This window comes from Pseudomonas sp. UF-293, assembly GCF_058245595.1.
This window is the reverse complement of record NZ_JBSICA010000011.1, coordinates 160,271-184,307: the sequence shown is the minus strand read 5'-3', so window position 1 is coordinate 184,307 and position 24,037 is coordinate 160,271. Positions and strand designations below refer to the sequence as shown.

Annotated in this window: 24 protein-coding genes; 9 read left to right on the top strand and 15 right to left on the bottom strand. The window is 60.5% G+C overall.

Features of this window, described 5'->3' with window-relative positions; genetic code table 11:
- Positions 1-830: 830 nt before the first annotated feature.
- The 3 genes from AC4IHP_RS14970 to AC4IHP_RS14960 all read right to left on the bottom strand — a co-directional run bounded on the left by AC4IHP_RS14970 (position 831) and on the right by AC4IHP_RS14960 (position 3,083).
- Positions 831-1,529: a tRNA (adenine(22)-N(1))-methyltransferase gene (locus tag AC4IHP_RS14970; RefSeq protein ID WP_490832047.1), complete on the bottom strand. Its 699-nt coding sequence runs from the start codon at positions 1,527-1,529 to the stop codon at positions 831-833.
- 130 nt (positions 1,530-1,659) lie between these two features.
- Complete coding sequence (locus AC4IHP_RS14965; protein WP_490832046.1) at positions 1,660-2,709, bottom strand: NAD(P)-dependent alcohol dehydrogenase; 1,050 nt, start codon at positions 2,707-2,709, stop codon at positions 1,660-1,662.
- Positions 2,710-2,855: 146 nt separating this feature from the next.
- Entirely contained in the window at positions 2,856-3,083 is a 228-nt protein-coding gene (locus AC4IHP_RS14960) for a hypothetical protein (protein ID WP_490832045.1), read from the bottom strand.
- Between the two features lie 166 nt (positions 3,084-3,249).
- Here AC4IHP_RS14960 and AC4IHP_RS14955 point away from each other — a divergent pair, with 166 nt between their 5' ends.
- Positions 3,250-3,459, top strand: a complete 210-nt coding sequence (locus tag AC4IHP_RS14955; RefSeq protein ID WP_076563378.1) for a hypervirulence associated TUDOR domain-containing protein — start codon at positions 3,250-3,252, stop codon at positions 3,457-3,459.
- Here the strand turns inward: AC4IHP_RS14955 and AC4IHP_RS14950 are convergent.
- The 5 genes from AC4IHP_RS14950 to AC4IHP_RS14930 form a co-directional block, all read right to left on the bottom strand.
- On the bottom strand, positions 3,456-4,709 hold the full coding sequence (locus tag AC4IHP_RS14950) for an NAD(P)/FAD-dependent oxidoreductase (protein ID WP_490832044.1): 1,254 nt from the start codon (positions 4,707-4,709) through the stop codon (positions 3,456-3,458). The two genes, AC4IHP_RS14955 and AC4IHP_RS14950, sit on opposite strands and share 4 nt — an antisense overlap.
- Positions 4,699-6,291: an aldehyde dehydrogenase (NADP(+)) gene (locus AC4IHP_RS14945; RefSeq protein WP_490832043.1), complete on the bottom strand. Its 1,593-nt coding sequence runs from the start codon at positions 6,289-6,291 to the stop codon at positions 4,699-4,701. The genes AC4IHP_RS14950 and AC4IHP_RS14945 overlap by 11 nt, the downstream gene beginning before the upstream one ends.
- 63 nt (positions 6,292-6,354) lie before the next feature.
- Positions 6,355-7,302 carry a dihydrodipicolinate synthase family protein gene (locus tag AC4IHP_RS14940; protein ID WP_490832042.1) on the bottom strand — a complete coding sequence of 316 codons (948 nt, stop codon included), beginning with the start codon at positions 7,300-7,302 and terminating at the stop codon, positions 6,355-6,357.
- A 54-nt stretch (positions 7,303-7,356) separates the two neighbouring features.
- Positions 7,357-8,283 carry a 4-hydroxyproline epimerase gene (locus AC4IHP_RS14935; RefSeq protein ID WP_490832041.1) on the bottom strand — a complete coding sequence of 309 codons (927 nt, stop codon included), beginning with the start codon at positions 8,281-8,283 and terminating at the stop codon, positions 7,357-7,359.
- Positions 8,284-8,305: 22 nt separating this feature from the next.
- The gene (locus AC4IHP_RS14930; RefSeq protein ID WP_490832040.1) at positions 8,306-9,931 is read right to left on the bottom strand and encodes an APC family permease; all 1,626 of its coding nucleotides are present in this window, start codon (positions 9,929-9,931) and stop codon (positions 8,306-8,308) included.
- A gap of 221 nt (positions 9,932-10,152) precedes the next feature.
- On the opposite strand from AC4IHP_RS14930, the gene AC4IHP_RS14925 reads away from it, so the two are divergent.
- On the top strand, positions 10,153-10,923 hold the full coding sequence (locus tag AC4IHP_RS14925) for a PAS domain-containing protein (protein ID WP_490832039.1): 771 nt from the start codon (positions 10,153-10,155) through the stop codon (positions 10,921-10,923).
- On the opposite strand, the gene AC4IHP_RS14920 is transcribed toward AC4IHP_RS14925, so the two are convergent.
- A complete protein-coding gene (locus AC4IHP_RS14920) occupies positions 10,920-11,516 on the bottom strand; it encodes a LysE family translocator (RefSeq protein WP_490832038.1) in 597 nt (198 codons plus the stop codon). The two genes, AC4IHP_RS14925 and AC4IHP_RS14920, sit on opposite strands and share 4 nt — an antisense overlap.
- Positions 11,517-11,570: 54 nt before the next feature.
- Entirely contained in the window at positions 11,571-12,407 is an 837-nt protein-coding gene (locus AC4IHP_RS14915) for an AraC family transcriptional regulator (protein ID WP_490832037.1), read from the bottom strand.
- A 1,034-nt stretch (positions 12,408-13,441) separates the two neighbouring features.
- On the opposite strand from AC4IHP_RS14915, the gene AC4IHP_RS14910 reads away from it, so the two are divergent.
- Complete coding sequence (locus AC4IHP_RS14910) at positions 13,442-13,660, top strand: hypothetical protein (RefSeq protein WP_490832036.1); 219 nt, start codon at positions 13,442-13,444, stop codon at positions 13,658-13,660.
- 79 nt (positions 13,661-13,739) lie between these two features.
- On the opposite strand, the gene AC4IHP_RS14905 is transcribed toward AC4IHP_RS14910, so the two are convergent.
- From AC4IHP_RS14905 to AC4IHP_RS14895, 3 genes are read right to left on the bottom strand one after another with little or no spacing between them, the layout of a single operon-like run.
- A complete protein-coding gene (locus tag AC4IHP_RS14905) occupies positions 13,740-14,978 on the bottom strand; it encodes a nucleoside permease (protein ID WP_490832035.1) in 1,239 nt (412 codons plus the stop codon).
- Positions 14,979-15,020: 42 nt separating this feature from the next.
- Positions 15,021-16,103: a sugar phosphate isomerase/epimerase family protein gene (locus AC4IHP_RS14900; protein ID WP_490832034.1), complete on the bottom strand. Its 1,083-nt coding sequence runs from the start codon at positions 16,101-16,103 to the stop codon at positions 15,021-15,023.
- Positions 16,093-17,256, bottom strand: a complete 1,164-nt coding sequence (locus AC4IHP_RS14895; protein WP_490832033.1) for a Gfo/Idh/MocA family protein — start codon at positions 17,254-17,256, stop codon at positions 16,093-16,095. The genes AC4IHP_RS14900 and AC4IHP_RS14895 overlap by 11 nt, the downstream gene beginning before the upstream one ends.
- A 203-nt stretch (positions 17,257-17,459) precedes the next feature.
- Between AC4IHP_RS14895 and AC4IHP_RS14890 the strand changes: the two genes are divergently transcribed.
- Positions 17,460-18,473 carry a LacI family DNA-binding transcriptional regulator gene (locus AC4IHP_RS14890; RefSeq protein WP_490832032.1) on the top strand — a complete coding sequence of 338 codons (1,014 nt, stop codon included), beginning with the start codon at positions 17,460-17,462 and terminating at the stop codon, positions 18,471-18,473.
- A 5-nt stretch (positions 18,474-18,478) separates the two neighbouring features.
- On the opposite strand, the gene AC4IHP_RS14885 is transcribed toward AC4IHP_RS14890, so the two are convergent.
- A complete protein-coding gene (locus AC4IHP_RS14885; RefSeq protein ID WP_460119896.1) occupies positions 18,479-20,860 on the bottom strand; it encodes a DUF3772 domain-containing protein in 2,382 nt (793 codons plus the stop codon).
- 165 nt (positions 20,861-21,025) lie between these two features.
- On the opposite strand from AC4IHP_RS14885, the gene AC4IHP_RS14880 reads away from it, so the two are divergent.
- From AC4IHP_RS14880 to AC4IHP_RS14860, 5 genes are all read left to right on the top strand, one after another.
- A complete protein-coding gene (locus AC4IHP_RS14880; RefSeq protein ID WP_490832031.1) occupies positions 21,026-21,535 on the top strand; it encodes a CinA family protein in 510 nt (169 codons plus the stop codon).
- Complete coding sequence (locus AC4IHP_RS14875; RefSeq protein ID WP_490832030.1) at positions 21,532-22,050, top strand: hypothetical protein; 519 nt, start codon at positions 21,532-21,534, stop codon at positions 22,048-22,050. Before AC4IHP_RS14880 ends, AC4IHP_RS14875 begins: the two co-directional genes overlap by 4 nt.
- A gap of 7 nt (positions 22,051-22,057) precedes the next feature.
- Positions 22,058-22,513, top strand: a complete 456-nt coding sequence (locus AC4IHP_RS14870; protein WP_490832029.1) for a DUF421 domain-containing protein — start codon at positions 22,058-22,060, stop codon at positions 22,511-22,513.
- Between the two features lie 86 nt (positions 22,514-22,599).
- The gene (locus AC4IHP_RS14865; RefSeq protein WP_460119888.1) at positions 22,600-22,827 is read left to right on the top strand and encodes a PLD nuclease N-terminal domain-containing protein; all 228 of its coding nucleotides are present in this window, start codon (positions 22,600-22,602) and stop codon (positions 22,825-22,827) included.
- A gap of 57 nt (positions 22,828-22,884) precedes the next feature.
- Positions 22,885-23,022, top strand: coding sequence for a hypothetical protein (locus AC4IHP_RS14860; RefSeq protein WP_165368439.1), 138 nt, complete (start codon positions 22,885-22,887; stop codon positions 23,020-23,022).
- Positions 23,023-23,169: 147 nt separating this feature from the next.
- On the opposite strand, the gene AC4IHP_RS14855 is transcribed toward AC4IHP_RS14860, so the two are convergent.
- A complete protein-coding gene (locus tag AC4IHP_RS14855) occupies positions 23,170-24,033 on the bottom strand; it encodes an MBL fold metallo-hydrolase (RefSeq protein ID WP_460119885.1) in 864 nt (287 codons plus the stop codon).
- Between the last annotated feature and the right edge of the window lie 4 nt (positions 24,034-24,037).

Below are 24,037 nucleotides of genomic sequence, written 5' to 3'. Positions count from 1 at the left end.
TGTGGGAGCGGGCTTGCCCGCGAAAGCGGCGGCATATTCAACATCCATGTCAGCTGACGAACCGCAATCGCGAGCAGCCTCACTTCCACAGAACAATGCATTTTTCCTGACAAAACACCGTCAACTGTAGGAGCGAGCCTGCTCGCGATAGCATTGGACCAGTCAATGAAGATGCTGGATGTTCCGACGCCTTCGCGAGCAAGCCCGCTCCCACATTGGTTATGTGCTACACCACAAATTCCAAGCCGATCCCGAATCCCCTGTAGGAGCGAGACTGCTGGCGATTGCGGTACACCAGTCTAAGAAAATGTCGAATGTGCCTGCGCTTTCGTGAGCAAGCTCACTCCCACATTGGCTATGCGTTGCGCTACATGTCCCAAGCCAATCCCAATCCCCTGTGGGAGCGGGCTTGCCCGCGAAAGCGGCGGCATATTCAACATCCATGTCAGCTGACGAACCGCAATCGCGAGCAGGCTCACTTCTACAGGACAATGCATTTTTCCTGAAAAAACACCGTCAACTGTAGGAGCGAGCCTGCTCGCGATAGCATTGGACCAGTCAATGAAGATGCTGGATGTTCCGCCGCTTTCGCGAGCAAGCCCGCTCCCACATTGGTTATGTGCTACACCACAAATTCCAAGCCGATCCCGAATCCCCTGTGGGAGCGAGCCTGCTGGCGATTGCGGTACACCCGTCAATGAAGATGCTGGATGTTCCGACGCTTTCGCGAGCAAGCCCGCTCCCACATTGGTTATGTGCCACACCACAAATTCCAAGCCGATCCCGAATCCCCTGTGGGAGCGAGCCTGCTCGCGAAGAGGTCGGCACAGTCACCCGAGCAATTCGTTGATCCACTGCATTTCTTGCCTCAGCGCCCGAATTTTGTCCTCCGGCAACGCCTGTTGCGCGCGCGTGAACTGCCCCAAGGTCTTCTGCCGCTGACTCAGCCTGCGTTGCCACTTGTGCAGAAAGGCAGGGCTGCGCGTCTGCAGATGCAGCGGTCCGAAAAACAATTCCCTGGTGTTGTAAGTCAGCGGTTCAACGGCTGGCTCGGCCACGATGATTTCGTAGTCGAAGCGGTTCTCGTGCAGCACCTCCTCACCGAGGATCCGATAGCCGTTGTCCATCAGCCACTGGCGCAACGGTTGTTCGCCACCGTTGGGTTGCAGGATCAATCGTTCGTTGCCGTTGAGGTGGACTTTGCCGTTTTCGAAGATGTCGCGAATGGTTTCGCCACCCATGCCGCACAGGGTGATGGCGCTGATCGCATCGTCAGGTTTGATTGCCGCCAGGCCATCGGCCAGGCGCACGCTGATCTGGCCGTGCAGGTCGTTGTCCTTAACGGTGCGTTGCGCCGAGTGAAATGGCGTCAACGTGACCTCGCCAGCCACCGCCGCTGTAATAAGTCCGCGGCGCATCAGGGCAACGGGCAGATAGGCGTGATCGGAGCCGATATCGGCCAGTCGTGCGCCGACCGGCACGTGAGCGGCGACGCGTTCAAGGCGCATGGACAATGTCTGTTGGTTCAACGGCGACCCCTGTTCACCCAACGGTGGAAAAAGGGGTGCGACTCTGGCGAGCAACGCGGGCGCTGTCAAATCGCGCCGATGGAATCTCTAAAGCCATCGGCAGCACTTCGCTGCCGATGGACATTGGCGCTTAGCCGGCGAGGGTTGCGTTGTCGATGACGAAACGGTATTTCACATCGCCCTTGAGCATGCGCTCGTAGGACTCATTGATCTGGTCGGCACGGATCAATTCGATGTCGGAAACGATGCCGTGCTCGGCGCAGAAATCCAGCATTTCCTGGGTTTCAGGGATGCCGCCGATCATCGAACCGGCGATGGTGCGGCGCTTCATGAGCAGGTTGAACACGTTCGGCGACGGATGCGGCGAGGCGGGCGCGCCGACCAGGGTCAAGGCGCCGTCGCGCTTGAGCAGCACGAGGAAGGCGTCGAGATCGTGCGGCGCTGCGACGGTATTGAGGATGAAGTCGAAGCTCTTGGTGTGTGCCGCCATTTCCTCGGCATTGCGCGACACCACCACTTCATCCGCCCCCAGAGCCTTGGCCGCTTCACGCTTGGATTCGGAGGTGGTGAACGCGACCACGTGGGCGCCCATGGCGTGGGCCAGTTTGATGCCCATGTGACCCAGGCCACCGATGCCAACCACGCCGACTTTCTTGCCGGGTCCGGCGTGCCATTGGCGCAGCGGCGAGTAGGTGGTAATGCCGGCGCAGAGCAGTGGCGCGACGGCGGCCAGTTGCGCCTCGGGATGACGGATGCGCAACACATAGCGCTCGTGCACGACGATGTTTTGCGAGTAACCGCCGAGGGTCCAGCCCGGTGCGTCCGGGGTCGGAAAATTGTAGGTGCCGATCATGCCGTCGCAGTAATTTTCCAGACCGGATTCGCAGTCATCGCAGTGCTGGCAGCTGTCGACGATGCAGCCGACACCGACCAGATCGCCGACCTTGTAGCTTTTGACGTGATCGCCAACCGCCGAGACGCGGCCGACGATTTCATGGCCGGGAACGCAGGGGAATTGCGTGCCAGCCCATTCCGCGCGCACCTGGTGCAGGTCGGAATGGCAGATGCCGCAAAAGGCGATATCGATTTGTACGTCGTGCGCCGCCGGAGCACGGCGGTTGATCTGCATTGGCTCAAGAGGTTTGTCGCCAGCGTGGGCGCCGTAAGCGTTTACAAGCATGTGAGCATCCTCCATGGGTAGTCGGACGCTCATTGTTGCGCCTGGAGCTGGGCGCGAAGTAGTGCATTTCTGTGCCATGCTTGCCTGATTCTGCCGTTGACCGCACAAGCCAAAGGCAGCCGAATGTCACGGCTGCCTTTCCAGGCTCAGCGCGGATTGGGCTGATTGTCCATCTCGGCGTTATCGGTTTCCTGACGTACGCGCTCCGGGTCCAGGCCGGTATCGTCATCATCCAGCGGGATTTCGCCTTCGTTGTCGGGCAGTTCGTCGATGCCGCGCTCCTTCATCGGATCGACCTCGGTACGCCCCGGACTCAGCGGGTCGGGGGTAGTTGGGAGCGGATCGTCACCTTGCTTGCCTTGATCGTTGTCCATTTCACACCTCGTCATGGCCGTTTTCTACGGCTTGTGCAGGTTGGAGGTGCGAGCGATTTTCGCCGTTCGATTTTTTTGCCTGCCTTCGGTCGCCTCGCAAAGAAAGCGGAATTTCTGCGACGCGCGCGGCTCCATAAACCAACAAGCCAGAGGCGAGGACGCAGTGATGAGCAGTTCATTCAAAGTCGGCGACGCGGTGCGCTGGAATTCCGAGGCCGGCGAGATCCACGGCAAAGTGGTCAAGGTGCACACCCGCGACACTGAGTTCATGGGCCGCCACCGCCCGGCCTCGAAAGACGCGCCGCAGTACGAGGTCAAGAGCGACAAGACCGGCCATCTGGCCATGCATCACGGCGACGCGCTGAAGCACGTTTAGAAACGTGCCAGTCGGTAGGGCTCGGTATTGGGCAACGCGAGGGTGGCGCCTGAAACCATTTTCCCGATCATTTCAGCTGTGACCGCCGCTTGAGTCAGACCCAGATGCTGATGACCGAAGGCAAGCAAGACCTTGCCGTCGCAGACCTGGTCGATCACTGGCAGCGAATCCGGCAGCGACGGGCGAAAGCCCATCCATGGAGTTGCGTTATCAGCGTTCAGATCCTTGCGAAAAAGGCCTTGGCTCAAACGCTGCAACTGCCAGGCGCGCGCCATGTTCGCTGGCCGCTCCAATCCGGCGAACTCGACCGTGCCGGCCAGGCGCAGGCCCTCGCGCATCGGCGTCATGATGAATTTGCGTTCCAGCGAGGTGACGGGGAAGGGCAGGCGATCATGCTCATGCGGCAGCATCAGGTGATAGCCACGTTCGGTGTCCAGCGGTACTTGCTTGCCAGTCAGCGCGGCGGTGAGTTTCGCCGAATGCGCACCGCAGGCCAGTAACACGCGGCTGGCCGTCACACCGCTGTTGCCCGTCACCAGTAAAACGCCGTTTTCCTGCACGTAGCCGCCCTGAACCTGCTGCTGGAGAAAACTCACACCGCTGCTCCGAGCCGCTTCAACCAGTGCACAAACCACCCGATAGGGATCAAGGAAATGCCCGGTGCGCGGGAAGAACAGTCCGCCCTGAAGCTGCTCACTGAGTTGCGGCGCGGTCTGGCGGATCGCCCCGGCCTGCCAGTAATCCACCGGCACCTGCTGCTGATGCAGTCGTGCCTGCAAGGCTTCGATGGCCTGCCGGGATTCAGGTTTTTCGAACACCAGTAACGAGCCGTCAACCTTGAGCAGATCCGCGCGCTGGATTTCGCTAAGCAAGCGCTGCCACGCGTCGAGACTGCTTTCATTGAGCGCGCGCAGGCCGGCGACGGTTTTCTGAAAAGGCTCGGGCCGCAGATTCAGCAGCAGCCGGGTGAACCACGGTAGGGCGCGCGGCAGGTATTTCCAGTCCAGGCGCAGCGGCCCCATCGGGTCCATGAGCATGGCCGGCAAACGCTTGAGGATCGACACATCAGCAATCGGAAACACCTGCTCGGTGGCCAGATGCCCGGCATTGCCGAACGAAGCGCCATGCCCCGGTGCCTGTTGATCGATGACCACCACGCGCAAACCCTGACGCGCCAGGCGCAGTGCGCAAGCCACACCGATAATCCCGGCGCCAACCACAGCGATGTCGTGCGAAGGGTTATTTGCCATGGTGTGTCGCTTCCCGCTGGCCATCGAGCAGGCGCCGAAGGTTGAGCGGATTGGCCTGTTGCAGCGCCGTCGGCAGCAAGCTGTCGGAGAAATCCTGATAGCACACCGGCCGCAGAAAACGCAGGATCGCCGCAGTGCCCACAGAGGTGCTGCGCGCATCCGAAGTTGCCGGGTAAGGCCCGCCATGCACCATCGCCTCGCAGACTTCCACGCCGGTCGGCCAGCCGTTGACCAGCAGGCGCCCGGCCTTGCGCTCCAGGGTTGGCAGCAACGCACGCGCCAAAGCAAGGTCAGCGTCATCCATGTGCAGAGTCGCGGTCAGTTGGCCTTCCAGATGTTCGCAGATCTGACGGACTTCCTCGTTACTGCTGCATTGCACGATCAGCGATGCAGCGCCGAAGACCTCGGCTTGCAAGCGATGATCGGCAAGAAAATCCGCTGCCTCGGTACTGAAGACCTGCGCCTGACACTGATTCAGGCCGCTGCCGGGTTCGCCAGTTGCTACCGCGCGTGCACGGGAATTGTCTTGCAAAGCCGTCACACCCGCTTGATAGGCGCCGAAGATGCCGGGCGTGAGCATGGTTTGCGCCGCACTTTTTGAGGTCAGTTTCGCTACCGCGCCGAGAAACCCGTCGAGCGCCGGGCCTTTGCGGGCAATCAACAATCCCGGGTTGGTGCAGAACTGCCCGGCGCCCAGTGTCAGCGACGCGACAAATCCTTCGGCCAACGCCTGCGTCCGATTTTCCAGCGCGGCAGGAAACAGCAATACCGGGTTGATCGAACTCATTTCCGCATACACCGCAATCGGCTCCGGCCGCGCTTGCGCTGCTTTCATCAAGGCCTGCCCGCCAGTGCGCGAACCAGTGAAACCAGCGGCTTTGATGCGCCAGTCGCTGACCAGCGCGATACCGACTTCGTACCCTGAATCGAACAACAAGGAAAACACGCCCTCGGGCAGACCGCAGGCCTTGACCGCTTGCGCGACTGCGCGGCCGATCAGTTCGCTGGTACCCGGATGGGCGGTGTGAGCCTTGACGATTACCGGGCAACCGGCCGCCAGTGCTGCGGCGGTGTCGCCACCGGCCACGGAAAATGCCAGCGGAAAGTTGCTCGCACCAAACACCGCGACCGGCCCCAGGGCAATCTGCCGCTGGCGCAAGTCGGAGCGCGGCAGTGGCTGGCGTTCCGGTTGCGCATTATCGACGCGCACGTCCAGCCATTCACCGGCGCGTACCGTGCGGGCGAACAGGCGCAATTGCTGGCAAGTACGCCCGCGTTCACCCTCGAGGCGGGCGCGCGGCAAACCGGTTTCGGCGTGGGCGCGTTCGATCAGTTCATTGCCGAGGTTTTCGATGTGCTCGGCAATGCTTTCCAGAAATGCCGCACGGGTGCTCAGGCTGGTTTCGCGATAGGCGTCTTGTGCTGTCCACGCCAGCGCGCAGGCCTGTTGCACCTGTTCGGCCGACGCGCCGGTGTATTCCGGAGCAAGTGCCTCGTTGGTCGCCGGATTGATCCCGCGAAAGGCCGGACGATTGCCCGCCACGGCTTGTTGGCCGATCAGCATGTTGCCCGTCAGAGTCATGGTGTCTTCCTGTGAGATGAGCGAGGCCTGCCGCGAATCGTGATGACTCGCGGCAGGTGGCGGTCAGGCGAAGTTCTGCTCGGCCGACCAGTTTTCGTACCAGTGCCGGAACAGCGAATATTGCTTCTCGGCATAGCGCCGTTGCGAGTCGCTCAGCACATCGGTTTCGTTGAAGTGGAGGGTGTATTCCTTGTCGCCGTTGAGCACCATCAGGTGTTTGTAATACAGCACCAGATCGCAACCTTCGTCGAACGATGACAGCACCGCCAGCGCCGACTCCAACTCCCGCGCCTGACGCCGGGCCTTGGCATCGCCTTGCGCGGCCTGCTTGCTCAGCGCGACCAGTTGCAGCACTTCGCGCGGCAGGGCGTTGCCGATGCCGGTGATCGCGCCGGTGGCGTTGCAATTGACGAAACCGTGCACCACTTGCGTGTCGACACCGACCATCAGGGTCACGTCGTCATCCTTGGAGGTGATGTTCTCGGCTGCGTAGCGCAGGTCCGCGCCGCCGCCGAATTCCTTGAAACCGATCAGGTTCGGGTATTCGCGGCGCAGTTCGAAAAACAGATCGGCGCGGGTGGCGAAGCCGTAGTAGGGGCTGTTGTAGATCACCGCCGGCAAATTCGGTGCGGCTTGCAGGATCGCGGCGAAGTGGGCCCTTTGCGCCGTCGCCGAAGCTCCACGTGAAAGCACGCGCGGGATGACCATCAAGCCTTGCGCGCCGACTTTCGCCGCATGCGCTGCATGGGAGACCGCTTCACGGGTATTCACCGCGCCGGTGCCGACGATGGTAGGCACCCCGGCAGCGACCAGGCGCGACACGCCTTCCTGACGCTCGGCTTCGGTGAGCAGCGGCCAGTCGCCCATTGAGCCGCAATAGACCACGGCGCTCATGCCGGCATCGATCAGCTCGCGACCCTTGGCCACCAGCGCATCGAAATCAGGTTTGCGCTGGGCGGTGCACGGGGTCATCAGGGCTGGCATGCAGCCGGTGAAGATGTTGTCGCTCATGGTTCAACTCCTTGGCATTTCGTTGGATTCGAGGTGGAAAGTCGGCGTGGCGGCTCAGATGCCCCACGCGAACGGGTCGGTTTCGTCGATCAGCAAGGTACTGTCGGCGGTCATGTAGGCGCGGCCGGTGATGAACGGGCGAATCCGCTCGCCTTGCCATTCAAAGCGGCCTTCGAACTGGCTGCCGGTAATGCTCGCCTGGATCCACGGCGCGCCCGCTTGCAGCTTGTCGTCGGCGGCCAGGCAGGCAAGTTTGGCGCTGGTGCCGGTGCCGCACGGTGAGCGGTCGTAGGCTTTGCCGGGGCACATGACGAAGTTGCGGCTGTCGGCCTGATCGTCATCGGCGAACAGTTCGATGTGGTCGATAGCGGCGCCGTCTTCGCCAGAGATGCCCTGATCTTCCAGCGCTTTGAGCATGGCCCAGGTGTACGCGGTCAGGTGCTCGACGTTGTCCATGGTCAGTGTCTGGCCATGCTCGGAGACGAGGTAAAACCAGTTGCCGCCGTAGGCGATATCACCGACCACCCGACCAAAACCGGGCACCTCCACCGGCACCTGTTTGCGATAACGGTAAGCGGGCACGTTGCCCAGAGTGACCGAACCATCGTCGTGCAGCGTCGCGCTGACTTGCCCCACCGGTGTGTCGATCTTGTGCACGCCCGGCTGGATTTTCCCCAGATGCTGTAACGAATTGATCAGGCCGATGGTGCCGTGGCCGCACATGCCCAGGTATCCGGCGTTGTTGAAGAAGATCACCCCGCAGGTGGCATCAGGCGATAGCGGCGGGCAATACAGCGCGCCGACCAGCACATCGTTACCGCGTGGCTCCAGCAGACAGGCGCGGCGCCATTGATCATGCTGGCTGCGCAGGGCGTCGCGTTTCTCTGCCATGGTGTTGCCGGGCAGCTCTGGGAAGCCGCTCATGACCAGCCGCGTCGGCTCGCCGCCGGTGTGGGAATCAATGACGTGTACTCGTTTCATGAAGAGATCCCGTTGGATGATTTCAGTAGGCGCCGGCAGGGCGGGCGTTGACGGTGGGCGAGGGCGCAGGGCTTTCGCTTTCTTCGTCCTCGTCGTCCAGGCGCAGCAGATGGGCAGGCACGCCGGTCGCCGCGCCCCAGTAGTAAATGCCGGTGGCGCAAGCGGCGACGACGATGGTGTCGAACGGATGCGCGAGGATGCCCAGGCCACCGAAGGTGCCGAGTTTCGACAGCACGATGGTCACCGCGTAGAAGGCGATCAGCCACGCCGATGAACGCACCTGACGCGCCAGGCTCAGGTGAGCGGTGGGCACAAAGCGGCCACAGAACAGGTAGATGACAAACATCAGGATTTGCAGGCCGAGCAGCCACGACACGGTGTTCCAGCCCGACCAGTAAACGATCAGCGCGGCGATGATGAACGACACCGGCCCGAGCAGGCCCATGCTCTTGACCCGGAACGGGCGCGGCATGTCCGGCGCATTGCGCCGCAGCGCCGCAACCGACACTGGCGCCACCGCATAGCTCAACACCAGCGCGGCGGAGACCACGTTGATCAGCGCTTCCCACGACGGGAATGGCAGGGTCCAGAACACCGACAGGGCGAAGGTCAGCCACAGCGCCGGACGCGGGATGCCGGACTTTTCATCGATGTGGGTGAAAACCTTGAAGAAGGTGCCGGTCTGCGCCCAGCCGTAGATCACTCGCGGCGTAGCATTCATGTAGATGTTGCCGCAGCCGCTCGGCGAGATCACCGCATCGGCGACCACCAGATAGGCCAGCCAGCCGACACCGAGCGCCAGGGCGATGTCGCGATAGGGCAGGGCGAACTCCTTGCTGATGCCGGCCCAGCCGTTGGCGAGCATTTCCGTCGGGATGCTGCCGAGAAAGGCCATTTGCAGCAGCACGTATATCAAGGTCGACAGCAGTACAGAGAGAATCAGCGCGATGGGAATGGTGCGCTGTGGATTTTTCACTTCGCTGGCCACGGAAATGATCGGCGTCAGGCCCAGATAGGCAAAGATGATCCCGCCAGCGGAGACCGCCATCTCCACGCCGGACAGTCCGAATGGAGCGAATCCCTGAACCTGGAAGTTCTCCGGTTTGAAGAAAGTAAACAGCACGCCGATCACCAGCAGCGGCACGATGAATTTGAACACGCTGACCAGATTGTTGGCCTTGGCGAAGGTCTTCACGCTGCGGTAGTTGAGCAGGAAAAACACGCAGAGCAGGCCGAACTGCACCAGCCAGCCGAGGATCGTCGGATCGCCGCTGCCAGACTTGGTGAGGCCGGGAAACCACGCCGCCGCGTATTGGCGCGAGGCGACCACTTCGATAGCCACCAGACTGGAAAACGCGATCAGCGTAATGAAACCCATCAGGTAGCCAAGCAGCGGCCCGTGGGAATAAACCGGGTAGCGCACCACGCCGCCAGCGCGGGGCAATGCCGCGCCCAGTTCGCAGTAGACGATGCCCAGCAGCAACACGGCGAAACCGCCCAGCAACCAGGAAAATATCCCCGCCGGCCCGGCAATCGCCGAGACATGGCTGGCGGCGAACAACCAGCCGGAACCGAAGATCGCGCCGAGTCCGATAAAGGTGAGGTCGATCAATGAAAGCTGTTTTTTGAACTTGCCTTGGCCTGACATGGCATCGCCTTCTTGTGAGTTATTGGATAGGCAGTTGTGTCACGTGGACGAGCAGACTTTGCACCGGTCGACGCCAGCGGCGATTGATGTTTTACGGCGGGATCAATGACGAATTCAGCACAATGGCGCCGGTGAATGCGCGGCCTCGACAGGGCCGCGACGTTGCTGCAATCTGCTCGCGAGTGGCATTTGTGGTGGTTCAGCTCGAGGGGAATTCTTTGATGCAGTCAGCGTTTTCGATCCTGTGCCAGGGTACTGACGACCTGCGTCCGCATACTCTTGAAGAGATGGTCGTCGGTGCCGCGCAGCTGTTGCCGATACTCGATGTGATCCCCAATGCGGCGATCTTCATCAAGGATCTGCAAGCGCGCTATGTGCTTGCCAACCGCACGCTGGTGCAGCGTTGTGGCTTGAAGGACCTGCGCCCGTTGCTCGGCAAGACCAGTGCGCAGGTGTTCCCGGCGCAGTTGGGTCCGGGTTACACCGAGCAGGATCGCAAGGTGCTGGAGGAGGGTTTCGTGTTGGAGGATCAGCTCGAACTGCACCTGTATGGCAGTCGCGAACCGGGCTGGTGCCTGACCCACAAGAGGCCGATCTACAACCGTGACGGGACGATCATCGGCCTGGTGGGGATCTCGGTGGATCTGCAATCAGCCAGCGAGACGCACCCGGCGTTCGAGCGTTTGGCGGCGGTCGATGAATACATTCGCGGCAACTTCAATCGGCGGGTGACGCTGGGTGAACTGACGCGCATAGCCGGAATTTCCGTGGCGCAACTGGAGCGCTACTGCAAGCGGGTTTTTCACCTGACGCCACGGCAGATGATCCAGAAAGTCCGCCTGGAACACGCGCATCGACTGTTGCACAGCGACTTGCCGATCACTGAGGTTGCGCTGCTATGCGGCTACACCGATCACAGCGCTTTCACCCGTCAGTTCAAGGCCTCGACCGGGTTTACACCGCGCGAATATCGGCAAGCCACAGGGCATTAGACCAACACGGCCAGCCAGGCCGAGAGCAGCAGAAGAAGGGCCAGTGCCGCGTTCATTCGCTTGAACGCTTGTGCTGAGCTGAGCAGCCGCGCGCTGCCGACGCCGAGCAGCGCCCAGAGCGTCATGCACGGCAGCGAGACCAGCAGAAATGCCAGCGACAACACCAGCAGGCGCAGCGTCTTGTCGCCGCCGCCGACGAATACACTGACCACCGCCACGGCCATCATCCACACCTTCGGGTTGACCAGTTGCAGCAGCGCCGCGCCGAATACGCTCAAGCCTTGTTCCTGCGCAGCATTTGGGTCCAGCGACGGCGGCGAACTACGAAAGATCTGCCACGCCAGCCAGCTCAACCAGAGCACACCGCCCCAAGCCATCGCTTGTTGCACGCGGGGAAAGCGCAGCAGGGTTTCACCAGCACCCAGCCCGACCACCAGCACAATCAGCGCTGCCGCCGCACAGGCACCAAAAATGATCGGCAACGTAGCGATCAGCCCGCGCCGCGAACTGTGGCTCAGCACCAGAATATTGGTCGGTCCCGGGGTAATCGAGGCAACGAAAGCGAACAGCAGAAAGGGCAGTAGAGAAGCCATGGTGCAGATTCCTGAAAGACGAAACAGGACACCATGATCGTCAGCGGGCGGGCCTCAGTCTGGAAGATTTGAGCAGCGTTTGCGGTAGTCCGCAGGGGTCAATTGATAGGCGCGGCGGAACCAGCGACCGAGATGACTTTGATCGGCAAAACCGAGCACGCTGGCGACCTGCGCTGGCGTCTCACCGCGCGCGAGCAATTGTCGCGCCTTGGCCAGGCGCAACTGGATCAGGTAAGCGTGCGGTGCCAGACCGAACGCCGCCTTGAACGCGCGGGTCAGGCGAAAGCGATCGACGCCGCACGCTTTGGCGAGGTCGTCCAGACCGATGTCTTCATAGCTGTGGGCATGCAGATAGTCCCGCGCAACCTGCGCAACCAGTGGCAGGCGCGGATCGAAGTCCTGACGCTTGCGCCAGTCGAGATGGCGGGTGAGAGACGCCAGCAGGCCATCCAGCGCAGTCTGCCGGACGATGCGCAGATCGCCGTCATGTAACGCGTGGAAGGCTTGCACGATCGCGGTCGACAGGCGCGGGTCGTGGCTCAGGGTGTCGGCAAAGCCTGGCTGGCTGTCGGCGGGCGCCTCTTCGAACAGCGCGTGCAGTTCGCGCTCCAGCCAGTGCGGATCGAGGTACAGCATCGAGTAGGTGAAGCCATCCTCGGTCGGCGCATGGCCATCGTGGATTTCACCCGGCTCCAGCAGGAACACATGCCCCGGCGTACTGCGATGACGTACACGACGGCAATTGAACTGCTGCACGCCTTGCTCGGTGATCCCGACGAGAAAACTGTCATGCCAGTGTGGATCGTAAGCATGCCCACGGAAATGCGCACGAATCGACTCGATCCCGGTATCGACATCCTGGGAGAGAGAGATCCAGTTGCGTTTGTCCATGGGAGGATTCCATAGGGGGGGTGAGCAGGGGCGTTTCTAAAATACAGCGTGGGGGAGAAGAGTGTTTAGAAGATTTGTGCAGGGGGCGCAGGGGGATCGAGTCAGGCAATGTGTCCTGGATGGGGTGGGACCACAAAACGCAGACGAAAAAAAACCGCCTTCGCGGGGCGGTTTTTTAGTAGGCCTCGATTTGCGATCGAAGCCAGGTGCTTCACCAGCCACCCTAACCAGGATTGCCATGGTATGGAGTTATACCGTTCCTTGCAACGGTTGAACAGGCGTTCGAAACAAGTGCGTCTTCGGCCCTGCGAAGAATTTATATGTTTATGTTTGTTGAAATTTGTCTGGCAGAAATAACATTTAACAAAGGCGTGGCGGCGTTTGATGAATAACGGTGTGAGCGGCGCTTTTGTCCTGGAGTTTTCAGGTTAATATGCCCGCGCTCAACTGATAGAGCGGCGGAGAGGTTTGGCTGGGGGCGCAAAAGGTTTTACGCCCTTCGACGCGGATTCGCACCCGTGCCGGAATGATGTCTCGAAGGGATTTCAACCGGCCGCCTCACCAGCCACCCTAGCCAGTCGGCTGAAGGCACGCATGGTCCGGTAAGTTTGCTGGAGGTTTGGCCGCCAGCCCTGGAGGCCAAAACGTATGAAGCTTTTGCTGCGTACGCTGAGCCTTGTATGGAGATTGTTGAAAGCCTTGCGCTTTTACGGGTTCCTGCGAGATCACTTTGATGACTTGAAATAAGGTCGTCTAAGTGGGGAAAGACCCGTTTCGGTTTCGACTGATACGGGTCTTTTTTTTGTGCGAAAAAAACTGTCAAAAACGAGATTGTCGGTTTTATGCTTTCGACTTTGTAGGGCGTTTCGCTTAATGACGTAAGCAACAGCATGAAGATCGATCCAATAGCGGCTCATGCTTGATCAGTCATTGATTGCGTCAATAACAACCATTAAGTCAATGAAATTCTCATATTCATAGCGCAGCGTAAGATCGGCTCCATACCCAACCACTGCAACTCGGAGCACATCATCATGAAACGCCAGACTATCCTCGGTATCGCTTTCTCGGTTTTTGCACTGAATGCCTTCGCCGCCACCGAAACCGACCCGCTGTTCAGCGATGCAGTCGCTGCGACCGAAACTGATCCACTGTTCAGCGATGCAGTAGCCTCTGATGGCTCCGATCATCTGCAAGGCAATCGGGTCGCCGAAGGTGGCGCTGACCGCCTGCTCGAACGCCGCAACGCTTGAGCGCAACGATGAGCATCGATAACGAATGCCACCTCAACCACAGGCGGCATTCGTTCTTTTCATGCATTACAACGCTGCTCTAAACCGCACTCGGCAGCACTGCCTTGTCGCGATCGCGGCTCTTGAATGTCGCCCAGAAACACAGCAGCACCGCCACGGAAAAACCGGCTGGAGATAGCCAGATACTTCTCCAGTCATGGCCCGCACTCGAAGTGAAGTGGTCAGTAATCCGTCCCGCAATCCAGAAACCAATCAACATGCCCAACCCGTACGTAGCCAAGGTGATCAAACCTTGCGCCGAACTGCGGAAGCGTTCTGGTGCTTTGGCATCGGTGTAGATCTGCCCGGACACGAAGAAGAAGTCATAGCACACGCCGTGCAGGGCAATGCCGATCAGCAGCATGAATGCCTGATCGTCGTTATTGCCGAAGGCAAACAGCACGTAGCGCAACGCCCAGGCAGCCATGCCGACCAGCAGGGCGATCTTGATGCCGAAGCGATGAATGAACAGCGGCAACAGCAACATGAACAGCACTTCCGACACCTGACCGATGGCCATTTTCGCCGTCGGATTGGTCACGCCGATCTCGGCCAGAAACGGATTGGCATTCTGGTAATAGAACGCCAGCGGAATGCAGATCAGGACCGAGGCGAGGAAGAACACCAGATAGCTGCGTTCCTTGAGCAAACCCAAGGCATCGACGCCGAGCATCTGCTTGAGGCTTGATGAGCCTGCTGCGCTTTTCAGCGGTGCAGTGTTCGGTAGACTGAAGCTGTAAAGCCCCAACAGCAGCGACGCGACGGCGGACATCAGGAACGTATTGCGCAAGCCCCCGGCCGCGATGCTTTGCTGCGAGTCCCAGGCGAACACGAAGCTGATCACTACCCCTGCAACAATCCAGCCCACCGTGCCCCACACGCGAATGCGCGAAAACTCCAGCGCCGGATCTTTGATCTGGCGGAACGCCACGGCGTTGACCAGTGCCAACGTCGGCATGTAGACCATCATGTAGGCGAGTACATAGGGATAAAACGCGCTGAAGTCTGCCGCGCGATAGAGCTGATAGAGCAGCACCGCGCCGAGCAGATGCAGCACCGCCAGAATGCGTTCGGCATTGAAGAACCGGTCGGCAATCAAGCCAATGACAAACGGCGCCAGAATCGCGCCCCAGGATTGCGTGGCGAAGGCCATGCCGACTTGGCCGCCGCTGGCAGCGAGCGTGGTTGCCAGAAAAGTGCCGAGGGTGACGAACCAGCCGCCCCAGATAAAGAACTGCAAAAACATCATCACGCTGAGTCGCGCATTCATTACGTTCATTTCAGATCACCGTATTGTTGTTATGTCGGTAACGCGGATGAATCAGTCGTCAGTCAGGCCGAGCAAGCGCCGGTTGGAAGCAGCGTCAGCGCTGACTCCGGCGAAATCGTCGAAGGCCTTGGCGGTCTTGCGGATCATGTGCCGCTCGATAAACGCCGCGCCTTCGGCCGCACCCTGTGCGGAGTCTTTCAGGCAGCATTCCCATTCCAGTACCGCCCAGCCGTTGAAGTCGTATTGGCACAATTTGCTGAAGATCGATTTGAAATCGATCTGGCCGTCGCCCAGCGAGCGAAAGCGTCCGGGACGCTCGACCCAGCCCTGATACCCGCCGTAGACGCCGGAGCGCGCATCGGGGCGGAACTCGGCATCCTTGACGTGAAACATGCGGATGCGTTGGTGGTAACGGTCGATGAAGCCGAGGTAGTCCATCTGCTGCAGCAGCAGATGACTCGGGTCATACAGAATTGCCGCGCGGGGGTGATGATTCACCGCTTCGAGAAACTGCTCGAATGACGCACCGTCATGCAGGTCTTCGCCAGGGTGGATTTCGTAACACAGATCTACGCCAGCCTCCTCGAAGCAGTCGAGAATCGGCAGCCAGCGCTTGCCCAGTTCGGCGAAACCTTGCTCGACCAAACCGGCCGGACGCTGTGGCCATGGATAGACGTAGGGCCAGAGGAGGGCGCCGGAGAAGGTTGCGTGGGCGGTGAGTCCCAGGCGCTGGCTGGCGCGGGCAGCCAGTTTCAGCTGCTCAATGGCCCACGCGGTGCGCTCCTGCGGCTTGCCGCGCAGCGCGGGCGGGGCGAAGTCGTCGAACAGGCTGTCGAACGCCGGATGAACCGCGACCAATTGCCCTTGCAGGTGCGTCGATAACTCGCTGATCACCACACCGGCGCGGGCGCAGACGGCGATGAGTTCGTCGCAGTAATTCTGACTTTCAGCAGCGCGCTGCAAATCGATGAACCTCGTGCCCAGGGTCGGTACCTGGATGGCTTTGTAGCCTTGCGAAGCGGCCCATGTGGCGATGTTGGCGAGCGAGTCGAACGGCGCTTCGTCAGCGATGAACTGAGCGAGGAAGATGCCGGGGCCCTTCATACCTGTAGCGGTTTGCTGATCATTCGTCATGGTTGGCGGCTCCTGTCAGTTGGCCGGGGATCTCGCTCCACTTTTCATTGCCAAAGTGGTTGGCAATGGCGGTTTCAATAAACGCCATACCGCGCAGGCCGGTCTCTACGCCCGGGACGCCCGGTGCCTGATGGCCTTCCACGCCATCCGCAATCGCCTGGGCGAGATCGCCGTACAGGTTGGCCATGGCTTCCAGATAACCTTCGGGATGCCCCGCAGGCAGGCGCATGCGTTGGGTTGCGGCGGCACACAGCCACGGCTGACCGACTCCGGAGCGCAGAACGCGCATCGGCTCGTTCAACGGTCGATGAATCAGGCTGGCCGGTTCCTCTTGGCGCCACTCCAGCCCACCCTTGTCACCGTAGACGCGGATCTTCAGCGGGTTTTCCTCACCGGCGCAGACCTGGCTGGCAAGCAATACACCACTGGCGCCGTCGCGCATTTTGAACAGCATCGCCACATCGTCATCCAGTTGCCGACCCTCGACATGCGAGCCGAGCATCGCGCTGATTAACTGAATCGACTGACCGGCGACAAACTCCGCCAGGGAAAACGCATGGGTGCCGATATCGCCGATGCAGCCGCCGATCCCTGACTGCGCCGGGTCATCGCGCCAGCCGGCCTGCTTGTTGCCTTGCCCGGCGACATCGCTGCTGAGCCAGCCTTGCGGGTATTCAACTAGGACTTTGCGCACGCGCCCGAGCACGCCGCTGGCGACCATTTCGCGGGCCTGCCAGACCATCGCGTAGCCGAGGTAGGTGTGCGCCAGAGCGTAAATGCGCTGGCTGTTGATGACCACCGAGTGCAGCGCCTGCACCTCGGCGAGGTTCAGCGCTGCGGGTTTCTCGCTGAACACGTGAAAACCGGCGCTCAATGCCTCGCGGGCAATCGGGGCGTGCAAATGATTGGGGGTGACGATGACCAGCAGTTGCATGCGCTGCTCGGCGGGCAGGGCGGCCTCGCGGGCGAGCAGGGCTTGCCAATCGTCGTAACAACGCTCGGCGGCCACACCCAGCGTGGCAGCGGTGCGCTGATTATTCTCCGGGTCGCGGCTGAACGCACCGCAGACCAGTTCGAAGCGTCCGTCGAGGCCGGCGGCTTGCCGGTGGGCGCGGGCAATGAATGAACCTTCACCGCCTCCAACAAAACCCATTCTTATTTTTACGGCAGCGTACATGGCAGTCGTCTCGGTAGCTGGATGCAATGTTGATGAGTGATGTAACCGGTTACATCGTCGGCGAAATCTAGGCGTGAAATACTCCGGTGTCAAATGCCAGCGGATGATCGACAGCGTTTCGATCGCTCGTCGCCTGCGGTAAGCTCCGCGCCTGATCGACATGAAACAACGAGGTGGTTTTGTCCAATATTCGCGAAGTGGCTCGGCTGGCAGGTGTTTCCGTGGCGACGGTTTCGAGGACTTTGAAATCACCCGAGCGCGTCCTCGCACCCACTCGTGAGCGCGTCATGGCTGCGGTGGAACAGGCGGGCTATCGGCCTAACCTGATGGCCGTGCAATTCCGTTCACGGCGCACCGGCAATCTGGTGATTCTGGTGCCGACCATCGCCAACACCTTTTTTGCCCGGGTCATCAGCGGCGCGCAGCAAGCGGCGCAGGCAGCCGGCTATCGCTTGCTGCTCTGCGACACCCAGGGCCGGGAAGAACTGGAGCGGCAATTCGCCGAGCTCGTGTACGCCTATCAGGCCGACGGGGTGATCCAGTTGCGCGCCTACGATCCGTTCGAAAACGCTCCGGCCGACGCCGATGTGCCGCCGATCGTTAACGCCTGCGAAGTGATCAAGGCCGGGCGTTATCCAACCATCAGCCTCGACAACGTCGCCGCCGCCCAAGCCATGACCGAACATCTGATCGCATTGGGGCACCGACGCATCGGCCTGATCAAGGGCTCGAAAAACAGTCCGCTGACCCGCGATCGATTGGCAGGCTACGAAGCGGCATTGCGCGAGGCCCAGATCGCCTTTGACGAGGCACTGATTTGCCATGGCAACTTCACCCTTGAAGCCGGCTTCGTGGGAGCGCAAAGGATGCTGGCAATGGTCAACAGACCCACCGCGCTGTTCTGTGAAAACGATGAAATGGCCATCGGCGCGCTCAAGCGCATCCGGCAGGCGGGGCTGCGTGTGCCCGAGGATATTTCACTGGTGGGTTTCGACGATATTCCCATGGCCGCGTACTGCGATCCGCCGCTGACCACCATCTCGCAACCTGCCGAGGCCTTCGGGACCAAAGCGGTCGAAATGTTGATTGCCCTGATCGAGAAACAGCCTTTGCCAGAGAGGCACGTCATACTGCCGTTCGAGCTGACGCCACGCAGCAGCACGGCCAGCATCGACAACTCGGGCAAGCGCTAACCGGATCACGCCGCTGGCGGCTTCGCCAGCGCAATCTCCGCCGCGCCCAAACGCTTCAGCACCTCAAACAACAAATCACTTTTGGTCAGTCCGACAATCCTCGGGCTGCCCACATAACCGGTGACCGTGAGGGTTATGCCGTCCGGCGACAATTTGCTGAAACGCACGAACGGCGCCGGTTTATCGAGGATGGTTTCATTCTCGTGGAAGGCATCGAGCAGCAGTTGTTTGACCTCCTCAGGATCAATATCCAACGGAAACACCAACTCCAGCGACGCCACGCCCTGTGCGCTGCCGCCGAGGGTAACGTTGCGCAGGTTCTGCGAGATCAGCTGCGAGTTGGGCACGATCACGATCGAGCGGTCGCTGAGCTGGATTTCCGTAGCACGCACATTGATCCGGCGGATATCCCCCTCGACGCCGCTGATGCTGATCAGGTCGCCGACTTTGACCGGGCGCTCGGTGAGCAGGATCAGGCCGGAGACGAAGTTCTTGACGATCTCCTGCAAGCCAAAGCCGATGCCCACCGACAGTGCACTGACGATCCACGCCAGATTCGTCCACTGCACGCCCAGCGACGACAGCGTCAACAGAATCACAAAGGCGTAGCCGATATTGGAAAACAGCGTGCTCAGTGACGCGCACATCCCTGGGTCCATGTCGGTCTTGGGCAGGAATTCGTTGTCGAGCCAGCGGCTCAATGCGCGGATCAGCCAGATCCCGATCAGCAGCGCCAGCAGTGCGTTGAGCAGATGTGCCGGGACGATATTCAGCTTGCGCAAGCCGGCACCGCCGAGGATCGACATGATGTTGGTGACCAGTTGGCCGAGCGTGGTGCCGATGCCGCCGACAAACAACGAAATCAGCGCCATCAGCATCAGGCCGGCGCGGCTGACGCCGGACAACAGGATCGACGTCTGCTCAAGGCGCCGATCGCTGACGCCGAGCAATTGCTTGAGCGCTTGGCCGCTCGCGTGTTTCGGCGAAAACAGGTGCTCACAGGCGTCCTTGACCAGCTGAATCAGCAAGTAGAAGCCCGACAGCACGACATAGCCCCACACCAGTTCATAACTGATGAACCGCGCCAGCGAGACATAGCCGGCAAGCAGGGCAATGGCCGTCACCAACATCGAGAGACTGGCGACGCTGTAGATCAGCCCGGCGAACACGCTGTTGGTCGCCGAGGGGTCATTGGCCGCGACCAGCGCCTTGCGCACTTTGCCGACGCGCAACAGCATCGTGCCGATGATCGCCAGTACCACCATCGAAATCACACCGCGTCCGGCCATAACGATATCGCTGCTCATGCCCGTGGCATTGGCGACCTGCACCAGCGTCACCAACACCAGCAACGTGCAGGCAAGAATCCGCGGATAAGGTTTGAGCGCCATCGCCACCGGATCGGCAATCGCCGGCAGGCGCCACGATGGATGCTCGGTCGACAGCAATGCACGGCTGAGCCCGGTGATCAGTACGCAGGCGTACACGACTTTTTCGAACTCTTCGGAAAACGTCTCCAGCACCGGCGGCAGGGCGTCGTGGCGGGTACAGGCGTAGAACAGCAGTTTCAGGGCGATGGCAGTGGTTATGAACGTCGCGATGGCTGAAGCGAAGGCCAAGGCACTGCGGCGCAGTCGGCCCTCCGCCACGCGGTGAATGCAGAACCAGGTCAGCCCGCGCTCAGCCAGACGGCGGCCGAAGGTCCAGACCAGCAGCGCCAACAGCACCAGCACGCAAGTGTAAAAACGCTCGCCCGGCGCCCAGACCGTGGCCCAGACGTCAGCCACCTGCGCCACGAACAGTCGCAGTCGCTGGCGGTCGTCCTCGCTTGGATCGACCAGCGGTGCCCAGAAATGCGGAGTCAAAACGCTGCGGGTGCTCAGGGTCAGTTCGCTTTCCAGCAGCGTGCGGCGGATGCTGGCAATCTGCGTGATCAGATCGGCGGCGTTCTGCTTCAGTGCGGCGAGGCTTTTCAGCGTGCCGTCGACCTTGCTTTTCTGCTCCGCCAGCGCGGCCCGCTGCGCGACGATATCGGCTTGCTCGGCGGCCACCTCGGCGTCGGGCGCCGTGCCGAGCACGCCCAATTGCACCGCCAGTTGCGCCTGTTGCGGCAACAGCGCAGCCGACAATCGATCGACATCGAGAATGAATGCCTGCACCCGATCCTGCGGGCCTTCGAGCTGGTTGTAATTGTTCGCCGCCGAAATCTGCTGCTTGAGCCCGTCGAGGCGTTGTTGCAAGGCTTGCAGATCGCTTTGCGAAATCACCGGCAGCGGCGCTGCGCTTGAGTTCGCCGGCGTCGGAAGGTCGGCCGCCCACAGCGCCGCGCTGCCCGGTATCAGCAGCAGGAACAGGACGAAAAACAACGACTTGAATGAACAGCGCATGGGGGCGGCAGGCTCGAGTGGATCACACAGTCTATGAGGGTAGGTGATCGTGCCGAATGGGGCGGAAAACTTTCTCGGCAAGAGGCGCTTACACGCTCATCCAATTCAGCGGAATGATCAGCGTAGCGAGCGGTCAACCGGCAATAACAGCTTCGAGAGCGTGCCATGTCCATCGCCAAGGAAACGATTGAATACCTGCGCCAACATTCGCTGATCATCACCACCGCCGAATCCTGCACGGCCGGGGAAATCGTCATGTTGCTGTCGGAAGTCCCCGGTAGCGGCGAGTTGATCGAATGCGGCTATGTGGTCTACTCGCCGCAGGCCAAGCAGCGCTTGCTCCACGTCAGCCCGGCGACCATGGACACCTTCAACCTGACCAGCGTTGAAGTCGCCAGTGAAATGGCCATCGGCGCGCTGCGTGACAGCACCGCCAACGTCGCGGTCGCCACGACCGGCATTCTTGGCCCCGACGACATGGATGGGATAAAAGCCGGAACCGTGTGTTTCGCCTGGGCGTTCCAGTTCGATGACCGACATTTTCTGTTCAGCACCCGGCAGTGGTTTCCCGGCTCGCGCAGCGAAGTGCAGACCCGTGCTTCGGAATTCGCCTTGCAGCAGTTGGCGGATCTTCATCGCCGCGCGTTGCAGGGTGAAGGGCGGTCGAGCCGATGAAACCTGACGCTGAGCATCCCGATTTGAAAAGCCGACAATTCCCGGTGCAGGAGGACATGGCCTATCAGTTGAAGGTCTGGCGCTTCGAGCACATCGGTTGGTATCTGCTCGTCGTGTGCATGCTGCTGGGTCTGTTGGGGCTGTTTTCCCGTGGCGTGCTCAGTGCCCAGGATGCGCGCAGCGACGATGGCAAAGTCCAGGTCGAATACGAGATGTTCCACCGCAACGGCTCGACCAACCCGCTGAAACTCAGCGTGCATTCGACCCCTGAAGCCACCGTCGAACTTGACATCGGTGGCGAGATGCTTGACGGCTTCAGCATCGAAACCATGCAACCGGCGCCGGTGCGTATGCGCAGCTCAGCGCAGGGTATGCGCTTGTGGTTGCAGGCGGATGCCCAGGGTCAGGCAACGCTTTATCTGACGTTGCGCGGCGACGGACTGGGCCTGTTTCGCAGTCATATCCGCGCGCCGGGTTCGAGCGAAGTCAAGCTCACTCAATTCATTTATCCATAGGTGACCCATGGACTCGGTCTTGCGCGCGCTCGTGATGTATCTGGCACTGATGGTGCTGTTCAAAATTGCCGGCCGCCGTTCGCTGGCCGAGCTGACCACGTTCGATTTCGTGCTGCTGATGATCATCGGCGAAGCTACACAGCAGGCGTTGCTGGGCGATGATTTCTCCTTGACCAATGCGTTTCTGGTGATCATCACCCTGATCGCCATCGACGTTGGATTTTCCTTGCTCAAGCAGCGTTCCAGCTGGGTCTCGCGATTGATCGATGGCGAGCCGACGATCATCGTCGAGAACGGCAAACTGCTGCATCGACGTCTGCGGCATGCGCGGCTGGTTGAAGCGGATGTCATGGAGGCGGCGCGCTCCAGCCAAGGCATTGAAACCATCGAGCAGATCAAATTCGCGATCATCGAGCGCAACGGCAAGATCTCCGTGATCCGCCAGGATCCGGAAGGTGGCTGAGTCCCTGGCGCCACGCGCGTGCATTTTTTTTGAACGCTGAAAACACCTCGCAGCCCAATGCTTACCAGTCATTGGAGGATCGCGAAATGAACGAGGCAACGAGTTATTTTTCCATCGCCGTGGCGGTGATCATTCTGCTGGTCGACCTGTGGGCGATTGTCAGCGTGTTTCGCAGCAACAAGAGTGTTGGCGTCAAAGCCGCCTGGGCGATCGGTCTGATCGTGTTCCCGGTGCTCGGCCTCATCGTGTGGGGCATCGCCGGCCCGCGCGGGATCAAGGAAGGGCCTTCGTCGCCTGAGCACAGCAAGGGCTGAGAATCTGATGCAATTTGACCACTGCTTCAATTTGACCACTGCTTAAAGGAGATCGTCATGAAAAAAATCTGTGTATGTCTTGGCTTCTGCTCAATGTTTCTGTTGCACGGCTGTTTCGATTCCAACAAAGCAACCAGCCAGGACGAAGACAAGAGCAAGGCATCGGTGCAAATGCAGCAGAAGAAAGCGGATTAACCCGGATAACGTTCTCAGGGTTATTGGCGCACGGCGCAGCTTTTGTCCGAACAGACCCGCTTCCACTTTTCATTGCGCAACGCAGATCCTGTGGAAGCGAGCCTGCTCGCAGGCTTTCGATAGTGAATGGCCACCGTGAATTTCCTGTCAGAGTTTGTTGAGCGGGATTTTCAGGTATACCACGCCGTTGTCTTCCGCTGCCGGCAGGTTTCCCGCCCGCACATTCACTTGTATGGCCGGCAACAACAACGTTGGCATGCCCAGCCCGGCATCACGCTGAGTGCGCATTTCGACGAATGCCGCTTCATCGATTCCGTCGTGCACATGAATATTGCTTTGGCGCTGTTCGCCAACCGTGGTCTGGCACTGCGAGGCGCGGCCCTCGGGCGGGTAATCGTGGCAGACGTAGAGCTTCACGCTGGCCGGAAAAGCCAACAGCTTCTGGATCGAGTTGAATAATTGCTGCGCATTGCCGCCGGGGAAATCGCAGCGCGCGGTGCCGACATCGGGCATGAACAGCGTGTCGCCGACGAGGATCTGCTCACCGTCGATCAGGTACGCCATGTCCGCTGGCGTATGCCCGGGAACGTGCAGCGCGGTGGCCTTGAGATTGCCGATCATGAACGACTCGTTGGGCGCAAACAGGTGATCGAACTGCGAGCCATCGACGCGAAACTCCGGCTCAAGGTTGAACAGCGCCTTGAACACGTTCTGCACTTTACTGATCGATTCGCCTATGGCGATCTTGCCGCCCAATTCACGACGCAGGTACGGCGCGGCGGACAGGTGATCGGCGTGGGCATGGGTTTCCAGCAACCATTGCACTTGCAACTGCTGCGCACGTACGAAAGCGATGATCTTGTCCGCCTGTGCCGTGCCGGTGCGTCCGGCGGCACCATCGTAATCGAGCACCGGGTCGACGATCGCGCACTGGCCGCCGTCGGCTTCATAGACCACATAGCTGTAGGTCGAGGAGGCGGGGTCGAGGAACGCTTCAATCAGGGCGGGCATGGCG